Below are 19,110 nucleotides of genomic sequence, written 5' to 3' on the forward strand. Positions count from 1 at the left end.
CCCCGAAAGTATGTGTTTTCAAGATACTACCGTGTACCTCCCCGAAAAGCATGCTTAATAATACCACTCCGCTACGCTACGCTTTGAACTAGGCAATTCCTTTTTTTTAGCAAGCTTTTGCTTTTTGGAGAAACTAGTGCACCTTCTAGAATGATTCTTTTATGGGTCTTTATCCATTGCGTCGAAAATAAAAAAACCAAGTGTACATGATCTTTTTGGATCGGTCCACTGAGCGGTACCCCGGTACCGCTCATTTTACGGTTGGTTCCCTGTTTGCCCAATTTCTCGATGGTATTTTAGGCAAGTTCCCTTTCAAAAGGGTCCAGCCCTGAACACTATTATGGCTTAGGAAATCTATCCTAATTACAATAAACAGTCCAAATCAACGGATATCAACTGGGATCTAAGGGTCTGGATTGGATACGCCCATAAGCCTAACATTGCATGCAATCTAGCCCATCCTTACCACCGCCGTTTTATTTACTGGATGCCGCTTATTGTGAACACAATCCTGGCTCGGTATGCCGCTGCTGGGATTGTTACCGAGGCTCCACTCAGGCGCAACTGCACAGGTATGTGGTTAAATGTGGTCAGAGTGGGCACTGTCTGGATCCTGAACAGTTCTGTTATTACCGTTGTGACCGGCTGGTATGTAGTTCCTCCGGTAACCGCACAGAGCAGGCAGAGGGTCTGACCATTCCCGGTCCTGCGAGCCTCTATGCTCAGGGAGCCGTTCCATGTGGGATCTGGTTGGTAATGGACGGATACCATTGCCCCCGACAGCAGTGCCGGTAGGGAAGCCGATACCAGGACCAGGTTGGCGGAGCTCTCCAGGTTCTGGGGGTAGTTGGATCCTGCTTCCGTTATTGCCGAGATCGGTGCGGTCCAGTTCGTAACCACTTTAATGTGATTTCAAAGGATGCTGTAAATAGATGATGATCAGATTAAGCAATAAAAATGGGGTCTCGACGGCAACGCCTTTCAAATCTCTGTTCAATAACTGCAAACAGATAATTAGCAATATTCCTGCTGCCATCAGAAAATTTCCCCAAACAAATGTCTTGGGAAACAATATCATGGCCGATGCCAGGAGTGTTTCAGCTCCATTTATGATGACTTCATTTTTGCTGAAATTCTAATTGGCGGAGATTTCAAGGATTTCGGGATTTGCCTTGAGTATATTCCATCCGTGCTGAGTTCCCATTAATACTGCATAGAAGATCAGGATTGAGTTTATAATTTTTAAGGCCATAATACGTTGGATTGCATTCTAAATAGAGCTATATAGATTATGAAATTGACCAATCTTCTATATATGTTGGAATTGTCCTGACAATGCTTGATTCCCCAATGAGATGCTAAAAAAAGTTTCTGTGCTCTCGCTGAACGATAATCATTCTTCCATCGCCTACAGTGAAAGGATCTATGCTCCGGCAACTTCAAATGTTGTTTTCGGATTTTTCGGGCTTCTGGTTCGAAGATGCAGCCATTAGCTGTCATTCCAAACCTTGAATTAACAATTTTTCCTTCGCTCTGAGCAAAGCTTGTCCAGGTCTTCCCATCGGCATCCAGTTCCCCATCACTTAATTTTGTCCAAAGCAATAAGCTAGTGCTGACGGATCCGACATCGACTTACCCGCTTCATAAAAAATCAGCAATTAATGATGCAGTCTTTCATCATCCTTGATGGTGATCAACGGAGTACCTCTACCTGCTAGGCAATTTTTATTTCCTTAATCGGTATGGTATTTTGCATCCATTTTCCAGATTCTTAATGGCAAACAAACCGATACCGATCAGATCGTCCTGATAACAGCTTTTGGGATTTGCCCGATTTCTATGTGCATCAATTCGTAACGGTCCATCTTTCGGAGAACAAGATCTACGTCCTATCCAATCTGGGAAAAATCGAAAGGGCCCTGTCATTTCTTCTGCAAAAAATCTGCTCCCATTCAATGTAAAAGAATTGAATTGGAAACCAAACAAAGAATTTTTTCTAGGCAATGTATGTTTTGCGGTTCTCCCGATAATATTTTTTGTTAGGTTCATCGGATAAATAAATATCTGTTTAAAATGAGAGGTGGACAATTACAGGATTTTGGATTGTCCACTCATTTAATAATTATCTCGTGGTGTAACCTCCATTGGCGAAGATGGTTTGTCCCGTGACCCACCAACCATCTGTTACCAGAAACTCTACCAAAGGAGCGATGTCTCTGATGTCTGTCAACCCGCCCAGATCAGAAGCTGATCTGTGATAAGCTACCGCATCATCGCTTTCCTGTCCGTAGAAGAAAGGAGTATCCATTGGCCCCGGTGCGACCGCAGTTACCGAAATGCCACGTGAACCGAATTCCTTGGATGCGGCACGCGTAAAATGTTCCACCGGAGCTTTTGCACCAGCATAGGTAGAGTAATAACCTGTAAATGCTGCCAGCAGAGAAGTGACAATCGTATTGATTTTTCCGTTATCGTTCAGCTTCTTGCCCGCTTCCTGAATAAAGAAATATGCCACTTTTGAGTTGATGTCACTCATGCTGTCATATTCCTCTTCCGTTGTATCTGCAAAAGGCTTTTTCAGCACCTTGCCTACCGTATTGATGGCAATGTCGATACCACCGAATTTTTCGATAGCTGCATCAAAAAGTTTTGTGATGTTTTTTACATCTGTCAGGTCTGCCTGAAACAAAAATGCCTTCCCGCCTTTGTTAGTAATGTCTGTCAATGTTTTTTCGGCATCTGCTTTTGTAGCATCGCTGTTGTAGTGAATCACTACTTTTGCTCCTTTCTCGGCAAAGTTGCGGCTCAATAAGCCTCCCAGGTTTTTTGCACCACCCGCAATCAGAACTACTTTACCATTTACATCGTTTCTTGCCATATTATTAGATTTTAATGTTATACAATTGTAAATACAAAGCTGGCAAGAATATATTTTTTTTTCATGGTGAACTTTTCGGAAAATTATTCTTTGTTCTGATGCCTGAATTGTCCGGGTGTTAATCCTACAAATTTTTTGAAGAATTTGGAGAAATTGGATGGGTCGTATGTCAGGATTTTTGCAATTTCGGATATAGATTTATCGGTTTCCAAAAGCATTCTTTTAGCTTCATCAATAATCTTGAGATCATAAAAATGACAGGGATGATTGCCTGTTTCTTTTTGTACGGTATCGGTAAGGTGTTTGTGTGAAAGGAAGAGTTCACCTGCAATCCGGTTGATCTCCATGAATTCACCTACTTTTCCCGATACCACATCGGCTATATGTCCGTCCAGAAAGAGGAAATATTTTTCTGTAATTTCTTTGCTTCTTTTTAATACATTCTGTTTTGTTTCGCTCATCATGATATTCGGAAAATATACAATATGTGGTGTTGCAACTAAACTTAGCAGGCTTTTTTATGGCACCCGGTAACTAATTTAGGAACCTCACACTGTTTTTACAAGTCTGAATCGTATTTGATAAAGGGTTCCAAACAGAGATTGCTTTTTTGCATGGGGCTGTTTATCAGCGTGTTTAGCTGTTTCTGTTGTCTTTTCCTTATATTAATAAAAAAAATCCTCTAGAGACAGGCTTGCAAAAAAGAAGGAACAAGTTCATTTTTACTGTAAATAACTGGAGGATGGTCAGGAGATGGGTCATGGTGTCCCCATTGAAACGGGTAAAAGGCCTGCCTCAGCTATGGATGGCTTTCCTTCAGGGGTGGGTATATCTCAACCCAATTCAATTCAGCCGGAAGCAGCGTTTCCTTTGATATGACCGATCCAAAGCAGGTTGATGTTAGACAAGGAGGTCTGTAGCAAATCTAAGCGGACCTGATGGGTACATGCTCTTCTCGGGGCTCGATGAGGGTAACAAAAATGTTCTTTTGGGTGCCGCGCAGGCGGTGGTACTATTCACTGCTGTCCCAAGTACAAAACCATTCGGTGGGTCGCCGCAATGCCGGTATTTATGTTTTGACCATACGATTCTGTTGGCTTCGAGCTGGTAAAATGCAGCCGTGCTGGAAAGAGCTTTATCGCCCAATATGGCACAGTCATGCTAAAATGATCCATGCCGAGCAGGACAAGGGCTGTCCTTGAGGGTTTCGCAAAACCATTTGAGGCTATCCAGGAAAAATAGCCCGCGTATAACTGCATTCGGCATAGGACGGAGTGTACCTTTCCAGTTTTTGTGCTCAAACGGCACCATGGTCATTACTGCACCGTGCACTGCTTAAATTGTCCTTTACCTCTGGGTGCTGCTCTCATCAAATAGAGAAACCCTTTCCCACGAGCTTGAAAGAGAGTGCAGTGTGCAGCCACACTGGGTCTCCCTCCAAGCAATGCCATTTAACGCTTTCATTTGGCGTCAACTCCACGATTTTCATGAGCTTTAAATTATTCCTTCCAAATGGAATTCGGCAATACTGCCAAATTCTGCTGTTGCGAGGACATCCGTGGTCCACCACGACCAAAAGGCCGTCTGCCTTAGTTAGCGATTCTTAGACCTCCCGGGAATCGGCACCGATGAGTAACTTGGCTCTCATATCTACCGTCGCAGCCTATGTCCCTGATATGAATATGAATAAAAAATCCTCTAAAAGTTCCCCCTAAAAATTAAGTTCTCCAAGCACGAACCAATTGTCATATTCTACGTTGGGACGATTGCCCTCTATGGTACACAAATGCTCTAGGGGCTGCAAGGTCGCCTTCGACGAAAGGCATTAAAATTCACCAATAGAGGTTCACCTGTACGGATCCTCACGGGTATTGCTGTCCCTGCTACTGCCGAGCCGCGAGCTGCAAAACTTACTCCCGCGGGTAAGGGCATGTCCCTTGAGGCAGTACCCCGCTAAGTCTGTTGAATACAGCACCCTGAGCATCTTTCGCAGTCTCTTCTGATGGGTTTTACCCTTTTCAAGGTTTTTGAGGCGTCCGATTTTCTTTTCGTTCATCATTAGATTTATGCTTGTTGGACATGCGAGGAGCCAGTTCTGTTCAGGCACCCCATGGCTCCGATAATAATGCATCCTTTCCCCGATCAGATTATGGAGCGTGATAGAGTGCACGATTAATCATTCGGCGGTAAAGGTGATGGTCCGGCCAGAGCCCTTATCCCTGAAGATCAGTTTCATTGGACTTTCCTCGGGGGTAAGGTCTTCAAAAAACTCACCCCCGGCATGGGCCCGGGCAATCCTGTCCATCTCACTAATGACCTGCTGGTCATCTTTGCAGGACACAATTTCCCTTTCTTCGACCGTACCTGTGGCTGGGTCCTGAATGCTGGCCACGATCCTGATGTTATTTCCTTTTATGGTTTTTTCCATATCGTTATATGTAGTTTACTGTAATTTAATGCACGATAGATGGGCAGCATCCGGGGTTCGATGTGGCGGGTTCATTTCCCTGGCGGAGCAGACCGGTTTCCCGGAAATCCGCTTGTATCTTCAGCGGGATAGGTTTCATTGGACCCAAACCATTCTTTGGAGCCTCCTTTCCCGAAGTTTCCTTACCGAGGTCTCCAAGCGTCCCCTTCCTAAGTTTTTTATAGCCATAACCTTTACCCACTACTTTGAGCGGTCCTGAAACTCGAATGCCTCGGAAGGTATCCGATTGAGGCCCGGGCAGGGCTTCCTGGGAGCTACAAGGAAAAAGGCCGCCTTACTTATACAATGAGCCTCCCTTAGGAGTTTGGCAAAAGCATTGTTTATTCATATGAAAGTAATTCAGGAAATGCGTAGTAGGGGTGTGACCGGCTGTCCATGCTGCAAAACAAAGAGACCATAGCCGCTCCGTCGCAGACGGAGCGGCTATGGTCCGCACAACAATTCGATCTAAAAGTATTTTTAAGAGTTTGCCTCGCTCATGGCTATTTCCGTGAGCAGGGCATCAGTGTCCTTTTCCTCGGCAAGGGTCATTCCCAGGAGCTCCTGGGCTTCCTTGTGGCCCATAAGGCTCGCATAGGTCACCAAGCATCCATAGCTGGCTATCTCATAGTGCTCTACTTTCTGGGCTGCAGCGATAAGCGCGGCGTCCACCACCTCTGGACTGTCCTGGAACTCTTCGATTATTTCTTCGGCCTCGGAAAGCAGTCCTTCCATAGCCTTGCACTTCTTGCCCCTTGCCGTAAGCCCCAGTTCACCAAAGACGCTCTTGAGACGCTCGATGTGGCCTTCGGTCTGTTCATAGTGCGTCTGAAATGCTTTGGACAAGGTTTCGCTATTTGCAGCGTCCTTCAATTTCTTAAGTCCCTTGAGCAATTGTCTCTCAGCTCCTAGGATATCCTTCAATTCATCCACGAACAATTCATGGAGGTGTGCATTGGGCATGCTGCCGCTCTGTTTTTTCTGTGCCATAATATTATTCTTTCTATTTGTGACGATTAATGTAACCTGAGAACAATCGATGCGAGGAACTGTTCATTTTATCTGAAATTTTTTTGTACAGGCATTAATCCCGTTCCCACCCAGCTTGCGGTCTCTGAACGTAGGATCCAGTAACGCCGGGGCTTTCTACTCAAGACTCCGATGATACTACCCGATGAAAAACCGGTATTTTGTCCCGCAATCTTTTTGCGGGCTTGGGTGTTCACCAAGAAAAACCCATGAAGCATAAGGGTCCGGAGGGGCCCCACCCGCTGGTCCGTAAACCGGAGTCAGCTCATCCAGTTAAGACTGGACATCGGCGAGTACGAAATGCTCCCTAGCAACAAGCTCGAGGGGTTCACCCTGAGGTTATTCCAGCTCCTTCCCACACTATATAGCCACAGGTGTTCCCTGCAAAGGGAAGGAGGGTTCCTCATGAGTGAGTTCACCGCCCTTAGCATCTTCTAGGCTGAAAAAGCACTTCCGGGCAACATTCAGGAACACTGCAGCTCTGCAGGCCACCGGCGGAGGTCCAAACGGGCCGATATGGGAGTCATCGGCATAGACCACACTGGGGAGGTGGGAATTTCGTTCAATAGCCATCGGATGTTCATAGCTTGGTGCACAGAAGACGGGGCGATTGAGGCCTGGATCTACTGAGCCGATTCAGGGTAGGGAATCACTAGAAAAAAAAACCTTTGTATCGAACCAACATGCCCTTTGGGGTGTTCTTGGATAAATTTTTTTCAATGGAGAGATTATCTGATATATTGTTCTCTGGTTCCCAAACTGAATTTCTCCTGGAGATATTCATAAGGACGTTCATCATGTTCCTGCTGGTGCTGCTGGTGCTTCGCCTTTTGGGCAGGAGAGGGGTAAGGCAGCTGACGCTATTCGAGATGGCCATGATCATCAGCCTGGGCTCTGCGGCCGGTGATCCTATGTTTCAGGACGACCTTCCGATTTCCTATGCCGTGATTGTCTTCATGACGGTAGTGCTCCTATATAAGGGGATCACTTGGATCGTCATGAAATACAGGCCCATGGAAAAGATGTTGGAGGGTACCGCTCTGACCGTGGTCCAGGATGGCATGTTTGCCCTGGAGGAAGATCGGGACCTGACCTTTTCAAAGATGGAGTTCTTCTCTGAACTGAGAAATCTCAGCGTGGAGCACCTGGGACAGGTCAGGGAGGGGGTACTTGAGGTTGACGGTACGCTCAGCGTGCTCTTCTACGCACCCTCCCAAGTGAGGTTCGGACTGCCGCTTTTCCCCTCTAGGTACCGAGAAATATCAGGATACCATGGTCCTGGCCCCTTTGCCTGCATGTTATGTGGAAAGGTAATAAAAGAGATTCCCGTAGGTAAGGAATGTCCTAGGTGCTCAAGGAACAGGTGGGCCCTAGCGATGAATACCCAGCGGGTCTGACCGCGTTCCATCCCCAGGTTAGGAACCTAGGATGGCATTTTCATCGGAAACAATTTACTAGACTTTTTTGATCAATATGGAAAAAAATGTAGAAGGTATGGTGTCCGCGTGCATCCAAATGTTGGCAAAGGCGGGCCTGACAATATCCTTTGCAGAGAGTGCCTAGGCTGGAAAACTTGCCTATGAGTTCTCCCTGACGGCATCAGCGGGGCAAGTGCTCAAAGGAGGGGTGGTCTGCTACGACGCAGGGGTAAAGGTCAGGGTCTTGGGAGTGCCCCGGTATGTAATAGATGAGCACACACCCGAATCGGCAGAGGTCACAAGAATCCTTGCAGTACGGGTCAGGGACCTGCTGGCATCTGATGTTGGGGTCGGGATAACCGGGCTGTTGGCCCCGGGGGGGAGCGAGACTGACGAAAAACCGGTCGGAACGGTCTTTTTCTGCCTATCTTCAAAGGACCGTGCTTTGGAGGTGCAGAAGGTCTTCCGCGGCAGCCCGTCCCAGATAGCCGAAGCCCTCACCTTTGAGGTAGCGAGCTATGTTCACCTGTATCTGTGCGGATTGGATGGTAGATTTGAATGAGTCTCATTGGCCAGGCCCGGCTCTGGTTGCAGGACCCTCTGCGGACCCCGGCTTTCCATGATCGTTTCCATGACCCATTTGACCTTAGGGCACTGCGGTGACCATTTGGTGCATTTCATGGTTGGCTCGCCCGCTGCATCTAAAAGTAAGCGAAAATTGTGTCCAATTGGACATCCCATGGTCATCGGAACAATTTCTTGGTGCCTTTCAGGGTCAGGGTGAAATCATAGGGATAATCGGTAGGGTCTTCCCGAAAAGAATTGCAGGTGATCATTCCCGAGCGAAGGAGTTCCTGAAGTTCCTTCCTGAAATTTCCGAACACCTCGAGCTCGAGAAGGGGTTTATTATGATGAATCCTGTACAAAATCAGGTCCTGTAGGGGAAATTCGGTTTCCATATTCGCCATGTGTTAGATTTTGGTTGCTGTTGAACGTTTGTATTTCAGCACGGCCTTGGTCCGCGGTTCAATTACTATTGAGTAACAACAAATCTAGCGCCCATTTGTTTGGTTGTTTGTGGGCTTCGACGGAGAGGTTGGCAGATGGCGGCCAATCAGCACTTGGCAGAACGTCTGCGGGTTGCTTTTTTGAGCACACGTTGACCGCTATTTTGGGATAAGTCCACAGTCAAGGCCTCTGTCTGGGGCATCCTCCCTCCAAGAAATCACGAACTAATCTCTCCTGCAACTGCGGTGCCGTGGATCCTGGGCCTTGCTCTAGGACCACACAAATTGCTCTGGCAGCCAGATATATCTGTCCGTTAAATTAATTGGGGTGTCACCTGGCCTGGAAGGGAGAAGACCTCCGGCCAGGGGAAACCAGTTGTTTTTTTTTCTTTTTGGGTTCTGGAAAAAGTGCTATATTGCCATCCGTGGGCACTAGTTTCAGGAGGCTCTTGATTTGTATGGTCTATACAGCCCAATTGGGATCGGTTCACACGGGAAAAGTGTTTTATTTATTTAGTTTATTACAGACCCGGAACAAGGACAGTCCCGGGTTTTTCTATTTCAAATCCACTGGACTGCCCTCATAGAGCTCCCCCGTCCGGTGGCTTGCAACGTTCAGATTTCCCTGCTCTCGGTCCAGCACGGCCAAAACCGTACCCCGACTCCAACGCCCCTTTACTGAAACGGTAGTTCTGGAGATTTGGAGTCGACTGAAAGTTTCGGTATGATCTAGGGAAGGGCCGGGGGCAATCCGAATGAAGATTGGGCGCTGGAGCTATGTTGCTCCTGCACCCATTCTCTGTAAGCCTATGTTGATATTCTAGGCTAATGTAGGGTTTTGCCATCTGAAAGTCCTTTGAAGAGGTCAGATTTTCTGTGTTGCCGCCAGTTCGCGTGACCAGTATCGGTGCATCGAAAGGGCCTTGGCAAAGAGTTCAAAACCGTCTGGCGATACCAGTGGTACGATTCCCTCATCCACCGGCATTGAAGGGTTGCCCAGCAGGTTGCTGCTCTGCTGTACTGGTCCTGAACCGATGGCGATGAACTTATTGTGCTTGTAGGCGTCCTCCAGGTAGGCTTTTGCCTGCAGGTCAGTTGTGACCTTCTGCTGGCTCTGTGGACCGCCCACAAGGTATACGCTGTCGAAAAGGGCAGAATCCATGGTCAGGAACGTATGGTCAACATTGAGCCCCTCGCCGTTCGATGCCCTGAGCTGGCCAAAGTGCGGACCAAGGAGCAGGAGTTCAGCGCCCAGGGAGGTAAGTGCCTGCTGCATTCCCAGGTATTCCTCCATGTCGAACCCCTCGGCTGCAAGGGCGGCTATCCTCCGTGTGGCTATGCTGTCGCTGGGCGCGTGGTATTTGACCGTGAGCGAAGGATACGTCGGTTGGTCATGTTCCGGAAGGACAGGGTATTCCTCGAAAATCTGCCTTGCGGTCATCACGGTCTCCTCTGATAGCCCTTCAGGGACCGGGAGTCCAAGCCGGGTGGCAACTGTGCCGGCCAGGCTCGTGTCGATGACAGAGAGAATCCCCAGGTAACGGGTCCTGACCTCCTCACGCGTGACCTTGCCCAGCTCGAAGGAGAAAGCGTCCTGGATGTGTTTCTGCCCGATCGCCGTCTGGCTCCTGTAGAATATCGCTGCCTGGGTAAAGTGGTCCGAAAAGGTTGCGCTCCGCTTGCGGAGTTTTTCGCCAGTGACCTCCTGGTGATGGGACCTGAATCCTTGTCCGCCGTTAAGGATGGATGAAAGGAACGGACATGCCGTCTTTGGGTCCGAGTGCGGGTTGTAGTTTCCGGAATCGTCGGGTATGTCATGGCGCATGGCGCCCTCTCGGCGGAAGTTCCGTGTGGGGCTCTTCGGCCTGTTGATGGGAAGTTCATGGAAGTTTGGCGAACCCAGACGGCTAAGCTGTGTGTCCAGGTACGAAAAGAGCCTGCCCTGGAGCAGCGGATCGTCCGAAACGTCTATACCGGGAACCAGGTGGCCCGGGTGAAAGGCTACCTGTTCGGTCTCGCTGAAGAAATTCGTCGGGTTCCTGTTCAGTTCCATCGTACCGATGAAGCGGATCGGAACGAGCTCCTCGGGAATGACTTTTGTCGCATCGAGCACGTCGAAGTCCAGCTGTTCCTCGACTTCTGCGGTGATGACCTGGACACCGAGCTCCCAGGAAGGGAAGTTTCCCTTTTCGATATTGTCCCAGAGGTCCTCCCTGTGGAAATCTGGGTTCTTTCCGCTTATCTTCTGTGCCTCGTCCCAGACCACAGAATGTACTCCCAGGGTGGGCTTCAGGTGGAATTTTACCAGTGTTCCCTCACCGTTCTGGTTCACCAGCTTGAGGGTGTTCACACCGAACCCCTGCATCATCCTGTAGCTCCTTGGGATGGCCCTGTCCGACATGAGCCACATGACCATATGCGCGGTCTCCGGCATAAGGGATGCGAAGTCCCAGAAAGTGTTGTGGGCAGAGGCCGCCTGAGGGATCTCGCTGCGCTCCTCGGGCTTCAGCGAGTGCACCAGGTCCGGAAAGTTTATGGCATCCTGAATGAAGAACACGGGTATATTGTTGCCCACCAGGTCAAAGATACCTTCCTGGGTATAAAACTTGATGGCAAAGCCCCTGACGTCCCTGGGAAGGTCAGTGGAACCCCTTGACCCGACCACCGTGGAGAACCTGACGAACACCTCTGTCTCTCTTTGGGTATCTGTGAAAAGCCCGGCACGGGTGAGTTCGGGAATGGGTGTGTGAAGCCGGAATGTCCCATGGGCCCCGGCTCCCCTGGCGTGGACCACACGCTCGGGTATCCGCTCGTGGTCGAAATGAAAGATTTTCTCCCGGAAAAGGAAATCCTCAAGCAGGGCAGGTCCCCGAGATCCGGCCCTCAAGGTATTGAAGTCATCGGAGATCGGTGCTCCCTGGTTGCTGGTGAAAGGGCCTTTCCCGGTTCTGTCGTCCTGTGGGTCGGGCCGGTTTGTTTGATGTGCCATATGAACAGTTTTAAATTGTAGATTATTCTCAAGAACAGTCAAGTAGTCCCAATGGTTCGATAAAGTTCTAACTTTAATTGCGGAAAATCAGGCATGGAAAAAGAAAGGAGAGAAGCAGTAACGAGGTACCAGGGGATAGACATATTGCCACATTCATATTACTTGATGCGTTTTACATTGTCTTTACTGTGAAAATTCGATAGCTTTGTATATCATGGCAACACGGATACCTTTGGCCGAGCGGATGCGTCCCAAGAGTCTTGCTGAATATGTTGGTCAACAGCATATCATCGGTGAGGGTGCCGTGCTGTGGAACGCCATAGAACAGAAGTCCATACCATCCATGATTTTCTGGGGTCCTCCAGGAGTAGGAAAGACTACCCTGGCGCTCTTGATCGCGAAATCCCTGGACCGGCCCTATTATAGCTTGAGCGCAATTCAATCCGGGGTCAAGGAGGTCCGAGAGGTAATCGAAAAAGCAGAACAGATGCGCCAGTTCAACCAGGAACAGCCTATCTTGTTTATCGATGAGATCCATCGGTTTTCAAAATCCCAGCAGGATTCGTTGTTGGGAGCGGTTGAAAGGGGCACCGTGACCTTGATTGGCGCAACAACGGAAAACCCCTCCTTTGAGGTTATCTCCGCTTTGCTCTCGCGCTGCCAGGTGTATGTCCTGAAGGAACTTAGCAAGGATGAGCTGGTAGAGATTGTGGACCAGGCATTGACGCAGGATGAATTCCTGAAGGAAGAGAACATCAAGGTCAAGGAATATGAAGCCCTGCTTCAGCTCTCGGGAGGCGATGCCCGGAAGCTGCTGAATATCCTGGAACTGGTAACTCAGGCAGCCTCACACGGCAAACACCAGATCACCAATGAGTTTGTAGCCAAGCATGTGCAGCAGAACCGGATCCGCTATGACAAATCAGGCGAGCAGCATTATGATATCATCTCAGCATTTATCAAGTCCATTCGTGGTTCAGACCCAAATGCTGCGGTGTATTGGCTGGCAAGGATGATAGAAGGTGGTGAAGATCCAAAATTTATTGCCCGGAGGCTATTGATCCTCGCTTCGGAGGATGTCGGGAATGCGAACCCCAATGCTCTTTTGCTGGCGAACAATTGCTTTCAGGCGGTCAACGTCATTGGTTGGCCGGAGTCGCGGATAATTTTGTCGCAAACAGTTGTCTATCTGGCTTGTTCAGCTAAGAGCAACGCTTCATACGAGGCGATCAATAAAGCTCAGGCCATGGTGAAGAGGACCGGGAACCTTTCAGTACCGTTACATTTGCGGAATGCGCCGACAAAATTAATGAAGGAACTGGACTATGGCACGGAATATATGTATGCCCATGCTTATGCAGGGAACTTCGTTGAACAGGAGTATATGCCCTCAGAACTGGCCTCTGAGAAGTTATATGAGCCGGGCAAGAACCCGGCGGAAGACAAACTAAGGGTTTCCCTTAGGGAAAGATGGAAAGGTAAGTATGGTTATTGAGTTTAATTTTTTTTAACAGAAGGATGTCAAAAACATTTACCGCTATAGACTTTGAATTAGCTACTGCGAAATACAGCAGCGTTTGCGCCCTCGGAATTGTTGAGGTGGTTGATGGGAAAATTGTCAATGAGTTTTACAGTTTAGTTCAGCCGCCCCAGAACAGATATATGTGGCAAACTTCCCGTGTGCATGGCATCAAGCCGAAACATACTGCCTCGGCACCTACATTCTTGGAGATATTTCCAACAATCAGGGACTTATTGGTTTCCAGGCATATGGTTGCTCACGATGAACTCCTGGACCGTTCCGTCCTGAAGGAAACGATGTCCTTCTACGGCCTCTCCTACGAAGATCTTGGTCTTGACACCATGTGGGATTGTACAAGTAAGATTTACAGGTCACTGGGGTTTGAGCGTACAAAATTGAGTATCTGCTGTGAGCTCATGGGCGTTGAACTGAAGCACCACGATGCACTTTCAGACGCTAGGGCAACTGCCGAGCTGTACCTAAGAGTTGATGATGCCATTGAAATGAAAAAACTAGGATAATTATGGGAAAAATAATCAATGTAATACTGTCTGGAGGGGTGGGTTCCCGTTTATGGCCCCTTTCGCGCAAATCCAAGCCAAAGCAATACCTTCCGATCTTCGATGGCAAAACCCTTTTTGAGCTTACGATTGCCAGGAACCAAGAGATAGCATCCAAAGTGATCCTAGTGGGGTCAGCACAGAACAAGACTATCGCAGAGCCTTATTTAAAGCCTGTGAGCTATGATATTATCGCTGAGGCTGCATCACGCAACACGGCAGCAGCAATTGCATTTGCGGCATTTCATGCCGACCCGGACGATATTCTGATCGTAACGCCTTCAGATCATCTGATCGAAGGCCTGAAAAACTACAGGGAGGCCATCAACCAGGGCATCATGTATGCGCAAGAGGGGTTTATAGCGACTTTCGGTATCGTACCGACCAGGCCGGAGACCGGTTATGGTTATATTGAACATGAAGGAAATACCGTGCTTTCATTTCGTGAGAAACCCAATGAGGACACCGCACGGGACTTCCTGAAGAAAGGCAATTTTCTATGGAATTCAGGGATCTTCTGCTTTAAGGCCGGTGTTTACCTCGAAGAATTGATGCGATTTGAACCCAAGTTATACAATGCCGCAGAAGTAGCTTTTGAATACGCGGAGGATCTGGTGTTGGATGAAGAACATTCAAAGCTGATCCCTTCCAAGAGCATAGACTATGCGGTCATGGAAAGAAGTGACTTGATAAAAGTGGTTCCGGCGCGATTCGAATGGTCAGATATGGGGGCATTTGACTCATTGTTCGAATATTTTAAAAGCAAAGGACATCCTGTAGATGAAAATGGCAATATTGTTGTAGGTACTAACAAGCATACGGTATTTGTAGGCTTAACTAACTGTATGTTAGTGAGTACAGACGATGCAGTATTGGTTTTGGATAGGAACAGAGCACAGGATGTTAAGGCCGTTTATGAACAACTTGAGAAAGACAATTCGGGGCTGATTTAAAATTTTTGTAGCATAAGGTTCATTTTTAACGTATTAATTAAACCTTATTGACAAACAGAACATCTAATAAACAGATATTACCTATGACCAAACAACTAAATAATTGAGAAAATGGGATTTTGGAGTAATTTATTTGGGGGCAACAAGAAGGCAGGACCTTCGTACAAAAATCGACTGAACTGGGTCGGATGGGATATACACAATCATATCCTTCCAGGAATCGATGACGGTAGCCCTGACGTGGAGGAATCCATCAAATTGATCAATGGCCTTAAGGAACTGGGCATTCACAACAGCGTTTCTACGCCCCATGTTATGGCCGGTGTACACAACAATACGCCTGAAACAATTAAGGCGGCTCACAGCAAACTGAAGGATTACCTCAAGTCGAATTCCATCGACTTCAAGCTCAACTACAGTGCTGAGTATATGATCGATGACCAGATCGACCAATGGATCGAAACCGACAAGTTATGCTTGATCGCCGATAAATATATGTTGATCGAGATGTCCTATCTTTCGGAGTCGAAAGCTCTTTTCAACATTATCAAAGACATCCAAGACCGCGGGTACCAACCCATCCTAGCCCACCCAGAACGATACAATTACTACCATAACAATTTCAAGATTTTCGAAGAAATAAAAAGTGCCGGCTGCTACCTGCAGTTGAACCTATTGTCCATCAGCAAGTACTATGGCGAAAATGTTAAAACATGCGCATTGACCTTGATCCGTGCTGGTATGTACGATTTTGTAGGCACTGATATGCACCATACAAGACACCTCGAAGCTCTAAAAGCCGTGGTTTCAAAATATGATGTCCAAGAATTACTGAAAGGGTGCCCTATCAAAAACTCTAATTTGATAGAATCAAAGAGCGAAAAAAAAACGGCATAATATATATGAAGGCGCAGCATAAGTCGGGTTAGCGCCTGTTGCTGCCCTTTGGGGGCTTCGGCTCCGTTACAAAAACCGAAGGGGTGTCCCTGAGCATTCGAAGGGCAGATACCACCTTCGATTCCCGGTCCCCGAGTAGTCGAAGGATAGGGACAACTCTTCGGTTCCTGCTTTCGACTAAGGTCGACCAACGCAACCAACGGCTTTCGACCCTAAAATACCTAAAATAGATAAATTTTAATTTTAGAATCCACTAGCTTTCCGAAAATTTCTATAATTTTATCTCGTAAATAATGAATTTTTATTGTTGTGTAAAATTTTGAATAATAAGGTATTATGCAGTTCTATGAGCTTATTTTAAATACATTTGCATAATTAAAATACATGTAACCTTTTATTAGCGAGTTCACATAAAATATGAGATTCCACGTTATCAACGATCTATATTATAAAGATTTCCATGCCGGCTTTAAAGCAAGATATGATGTTTACGAAATCATAAAATCAGATATTCCAACTTCCAATACCTATAATTTTTACAAGGTCAATTTAATGGATTCGAAATATAGAATCAGGAGAATCTTTTCCAGGCGATATGCAAATTATTACAATTACCTAACCTTCAAAAAATATATTGCAGAACTAGACGCTAATGATGTGGTTTTGGTTTTGATTCCTTTTGAAAGTTTGTTTAACGTAGCTAAAGCTGTATACAACAGTCTTTATAGTGCGAAAATCAAAAGAGGGATTCGCATCATCATGATGATCATTGATTTAGATTCGATCCGAAGGATTGGGCAAATCGATCCTGAAAATGAAATTAAATATCTGGACTTTGCAGATATCGTGATTTCTCAGAATGCGGAAATGTCAAAATGGCTCATAAGTAACCGAATAAATCCTGCTAAGATCGTTAATTTAGACCTTTTCGATTTCCGGCTCGATGCAAATTATCAAGTGATCACGGCTAGTAATGAAGTTTTTGAAAAGAATATTATTTTCGGAGGAAACCTAACCCCGGAAAAAGCAGAATTCCTCTATAAATGGAAGCCTAATTTCAAAGCAAAACTTTATGGAATCAATTTGAAACAAACGCAATTACCAGAAAATATGGAATATTTGGGTTTTTTCAATCCAAGCAGTCCTACCATGGACGTCAGTGGTGTTTCGTTTGGTTTGGTTTGGGAAGGTAGTAGTGTAGAAACATGTACCGGATTGGCTGGACAATATTTAAAATTTTCAACTCCCCATAAATTGTCAATGTATCTGTCCCAAGGCTTACCAGTTATTGTTTGGAAAGAATCGGCAATGGCAAATTTCGTGGAGGAGAATAATATTGGTTTTACCATACATAGCTTATCTGAAATTGATGAGATTTTCGAAAAAATCACTGCTCAAGTATATGCAGATATAAAATTCAATGTCCAAATCATCAAGAAAAAAGTTGTCCATGGTCAATTTCTAAAAACTGCACTATCAAACTGTTTTTCCAAATTAAATATTCCGGAATTGCAGAAAGCTATAAAGTAAAGACTACATATTTAGTTAAAGAAATAAAGTCCTTATTAAGTAACTAGTTTTATTTGTTTATTTTGTGGAATGAATAAGACAATTCTAATTACAGGAGGAGCAGGATTTATTGGATCTCATGTTGTAAGGCATTTTGTGCTGAAATACCCGGATTATAAGATTATTAATTTGGATGCACTGACCTATGCTGGTAACCTGGAGAATCTTGTAGATATTGAAGGACATCTCAATTATGCATTTGTAAAAGCTGATATTCGCGATGAAGGCGCATTGAATGATGTTTTTACACAGTTTCAACCCGACTCCGTAATTCATCTTGCTGCAGAATCGCATGTGGACAGATCCATTACCGACCCTATGGCATTTGTAAACACAAATGTAATTGGAACTGTCAATCTATTGAATACTGCAAAGAAACTTTGGAACAGCGATTTCGGAGGGAAGAGATTTCACCATATTTCCACAGATGAAGTATTCGGAGCATTGGGCGACAGTGGGTTTTTTACGGAAGATACCAGTTATGATCCTCATTCGCCTTATTCCGCTTCAAAAGCTGCTTCAGATCATTTTGTGCGTGCCTACCATGATACCTATGGTCTGCCCGTTGTGATTACAAACTGTTCGAATAACTACGGCCCCAATCATTTTCCTGAAAAACTTATTCCTCTCTGTATACTCAATATAATCAACAATAGACCCTTGCCAATTTATGGCGACGGGAAATATACACGTGACTGGTTATTTGTAATTGACCATGCGAGAGCTATAGACACAGTTTTCCATCAAGGGAAAAACGGTGATTCCTACAATATTGGTGGGTTCAATGAATGGAAAAACATAGATTTGGTAAAGGAACTGTGCAAGCAAATGGATGATAAACTAGGTCGCCAGGCCGGAACATCTGAAAAATTGATACAATTTGTAAAGGACCGCCCAGGACATGACCTGAGATATGCAATCGATGCTACAAAAATAAAGAATGAACTAGGGTGGGAGCCAAGTGTTACTTTTGAGGAAGGTCTGTCGAAAACCATTGATTGGTTCTTGCAAAATCAAGAATGGCTGGAACAGGTGAGTTCGGGAGAGTATCAGAGGTATTATGAGAGTAGATATCAGATGTGAGGGTGAAAAAGATATAAGACAATAGACATAAGACATTAGACAGGGAAAGAAGGAGAGAGTTTAATGGAATGGTTGATTGAAATTGGGTTTGAATGGTGTTTTAAGAAACGTTAAATTTAGGGGTAGAATTTGAAGGGGTTAATAAAAAGGATAATTAATTAGATTCATAATATGAATGCAATAGAAACTGGTCTTAAGGACTGTTTCATTTTAGAGCCTCGAGTATTTGGTGATAGCAGAGGCTATTTTTTTGAGAGTTACAATAAGTCTGTTTTTAAGAAAGCTATTGGTTTGGACGTGGATTTTGTTCAGGATAACCAAAGTTTCTCGACCAAAGCTGTATTGCGTGGTCTGCATGCACAGGCTGGTGAATTTGCACAGGCTAAGTTGGTGCGAGTATTACAAGGTGAGGTGCTGGATGTTGCTGTTGATGCTAGACCGGACTCAAACACATTTGGTAAGCATGTTGCAGTCCTGTTAAGCGCTGAAAACAAACGACAACTTTTTGTGCCAAGAGGATTTTTGCACGGTTTTATTGTATTATCCGAAACTGCTGAGTTTTCTTATAAATGCGATAACCTTTACAATAAAGACGCGGAATGGGGTGTGATCTACAACGACAGTCAACTGAATATTGACTGGTCATTGCCAACTGACAACCTCTTGGTATCTGACAAAGACAGGTTATTGCCGTCCTTTGAGGATGCTATTGCTCAATTAAAGCTAAAGACTAACTAA

General features: G+C 45.9%; 16 protein-coding genes and 1 pseudogene. 11 read left to right on the forward strand and 6 right to left on the reverse strand.

Translation table 11 applies throughout. The annotated features are described in order from the left end of the window. Positions 1-932: 932 nt before the first annotated feature. Positions 933-1,139 (forward strand): hypothetical protein, encoded by a 207-nt coding sequence (locus tag CRT24_RS20830; RefSeq protein WP_180269071.1) that lies wholly within the window; start codon positions 933-935, stop codon positions 1,137-1,139. Between the two features lie 983 nt (positions 1,140-2,122). On the opposite strand, the gene CRT24_RS05610 is transcribed toward CRT24_RS20830, so the two are convergent. From CRT24_RS05610 to CRT24_RS05630, 4 genes are all read right to left on the reverse strand, one after another. Next, entirely contained in the window at positions 2,123-2,878 is a 756-nt protein-coding gene (locus tag CRT24_RS05610; RefSeq protein ID WP_099370270.1) for an SDR family oxidoreductase, read from the reverse strand. An 83-nt stretch (positions 2,879-2,961) separates the two neighbouring features. After that, a complete protein-coding gene (locus CRT24_RS05615) occupies positions 2,962-3,342 on the reverse strand; it encodes an AraC family transcriptional regulator (protein WP_257213976.1) in 381 nt (126 codons plus the stop codon). A 1,712-nt stretch (positions 3,343-5,054) separates the two neighbouring features. Continuing rightward, positions 5,055-5,306, reverse strand: a complete 252-nt coding sequence (locus CRT24_RS05620; RefSeq protein ID WP_099370272.1) for a hypothetical protein — start codon at positions 5,304-5,306, stop codon at positions 5,055-5,057. Between the two features lie 519 nt (positions 5,307-5,825). Further along, on the reverse strand, positions 5,826-6,335 hold the full coding sequence (locus tag CRT24_RS05630; RefSeq protein ID WP_099370274.1) for a ferritin-like domain-containing protein: 510 nt from the start codon (positions 6,333-6,335) through the stop codon (positions 5,826-5,828). A 324-nt stretch (positions 6,336-6,659) separates the two neighbouring features. On the opposite strand from CRT24_RS05630, the gene CRT24_RS21385 reads away from it, so the two are divergent. The 3 genes and pseudogenes from CRT24_RS21385 to CRT24_RS21390 all read left to right on the forward strand — a co-directional run. Further along, entirely contained in the window at positions 6,660-6,812 is a 153-nt protein-coding gene (locus CRT24_RS21385) for a hypothetical protein (RefSeq protein ID WP_373604700.1), read from the forward strand. Positions 6,813-7,093: 281 nt separating this feature from the next. Next, positions 7,094-7,771 carry a DUF421 domain-containing protein gene (locus tag CRT24_RS05640; protein ID WP_099370313.1) on the forward strand — a complete coding sequence of 226 codons (678 nt, stop codon included), beginning with the start codon at positions 7,094-7,096 and terminating at the stop codon, positions 7,769-7,771. Positions 7,772-7,949: 178 nt separating this feature from the next. Next, positions 7,950-8,354, forward strand: a pseudogene (locus tag CRT24_RS21390) (CinA family protein); the annotation flags it as partial. Between the two features lie 181 nt (positions 8,355-8,535). Here the strand turns inward: CRT24_RS21390 and CRT24_RS20605 are convergent. Together CRT24_RS20605 and CRT24_RS05655 are read right to left on the reverse strand one after the other, a co-directional pair. Beyond that, positions 8,536-8,760, reverse strand: a complete 225-nt coding sequence (locus tag CRT24_RS20605) for a hypothetical protein (protein ID WP_144034513.1) — start codon at positions 8,758-8,760, stop codon at positions 8,536-8,538. A gap of 904 nt (positions 8,761-9,664) precedes the next feature. Then, positions 9,665-11,788, reverse strand: a complete 2,124-nt coding sequence (locus tag CRT24_RS05655; RefSeq protein WP_099370314.1) for a catalase — start codon at positions 11,786-11,788, stop codon at positions 9,665-9,667. A gap of 214 nt (positions 11,789-12,002) precedes the next feature. On the opposite strand from CRT24_RS05655, the gene CRT24_RS05660 reads away from it, so the two are divergent. From CRT24_RS05660 to rfbC, 7 genes are all read left to right on the forward strand, one after another. Continuing rightward, the gene (locus CRT24_RS05660; protein ID WP_099370278.1) at positions 12,003-13,283 is read left to right on the forward strand and encodes a replication-associated recombination protein A; all 1,281 of its coding nucleotides are present in this window, start codon (positions 12,003-12,005) and stop codon (positions 13,281-13,283) included. A gap of 23 nt (positions 13,284-13,306) precedes the next feature. Continuing rightward, positions 13,307-13,831 (forward strand): exonuclease domain-containing protein, encoded by a 525-nt coding sequence (locus CRT24_RS05665; protein WP_099370279.1) that lies wholly within the window; start codon positions 13,307-13,309, stop codon positions 13,829-13,831. A gap of 2 nt (positions 13,832-13,833) precedes the next feature. Next, entirely contained in the window at positions 13,834-14,823 is a 990-nt protein-coding gene (locus tag CRT24_RS05670; protein WP_099370280.1) for a mannose-1-phosphate guanylyltransferase, read from the forward strand. A 111-nt stretch (positions 14,824-14,934) separates the two neighbouring features. Next, entirely contained in the window at positions 14,935-15,720 is a 786-nt protein-coding gene (locus CRT24_RS05675) for a tyrosine-protein phosphatase (protein ID WP_099370281.1), read from the forward strand. A 417-nt stretch (positions 15,721-16,137) separates the two neighbouring features. Next, the gene (locus CRT24_RS05680) at positions 16,138-17,250 is read left to right on the forward strand and encodes a hypothetical protein (protein WP_099370282.1); all 1,113 of its coding nucleotides are present in this window, start codon (positions 16,138-16,140) and stop codon (positions 17,248-17,250) included. 69 nt (positions 17,251-17,319) lie between these two features. Then, the gene (gene rfbB / locus CRT24_RS05685) at positions 17,320-18,372 is read left to right on the forward strand and encodes a dTDP-glucose 4,6-dehydratase (RefSeq protein ID WP_099370283.1); all 1,053 of its coding nucleotides are present in this window, start codon (positions 17,320-17,322) and stop codon (positions 18,370-18,372) included. Positions 18,373-18,543: 171 nt separating this feature from the next. Next, positions 18,544-19,110: a dTDP-4-dehydrorhamnose 3,5-epimerase gene (gene rfbC / locus CRT24_RS05690; RefSeq protein WP_099370284.1), complete on the forward strand. Its 567-nt coding sequence runs from the start codon at positions 18,544-18,546 to the stop codon at positions 19,108-19,110.

The sequence above is a fragment of the Sphingobacterium sp. 1.A.5 genome, from assembly GCF_002734235.1.
In the GTDB taxonomy this organism is placed as follows: domain Bacteria; phylum Bacteroidota; class Bacteroidia; order Sphingobacteriales; family Sphingobacteriaceae; genus Sphingobacterium; species Sphingobacterium daejeonense.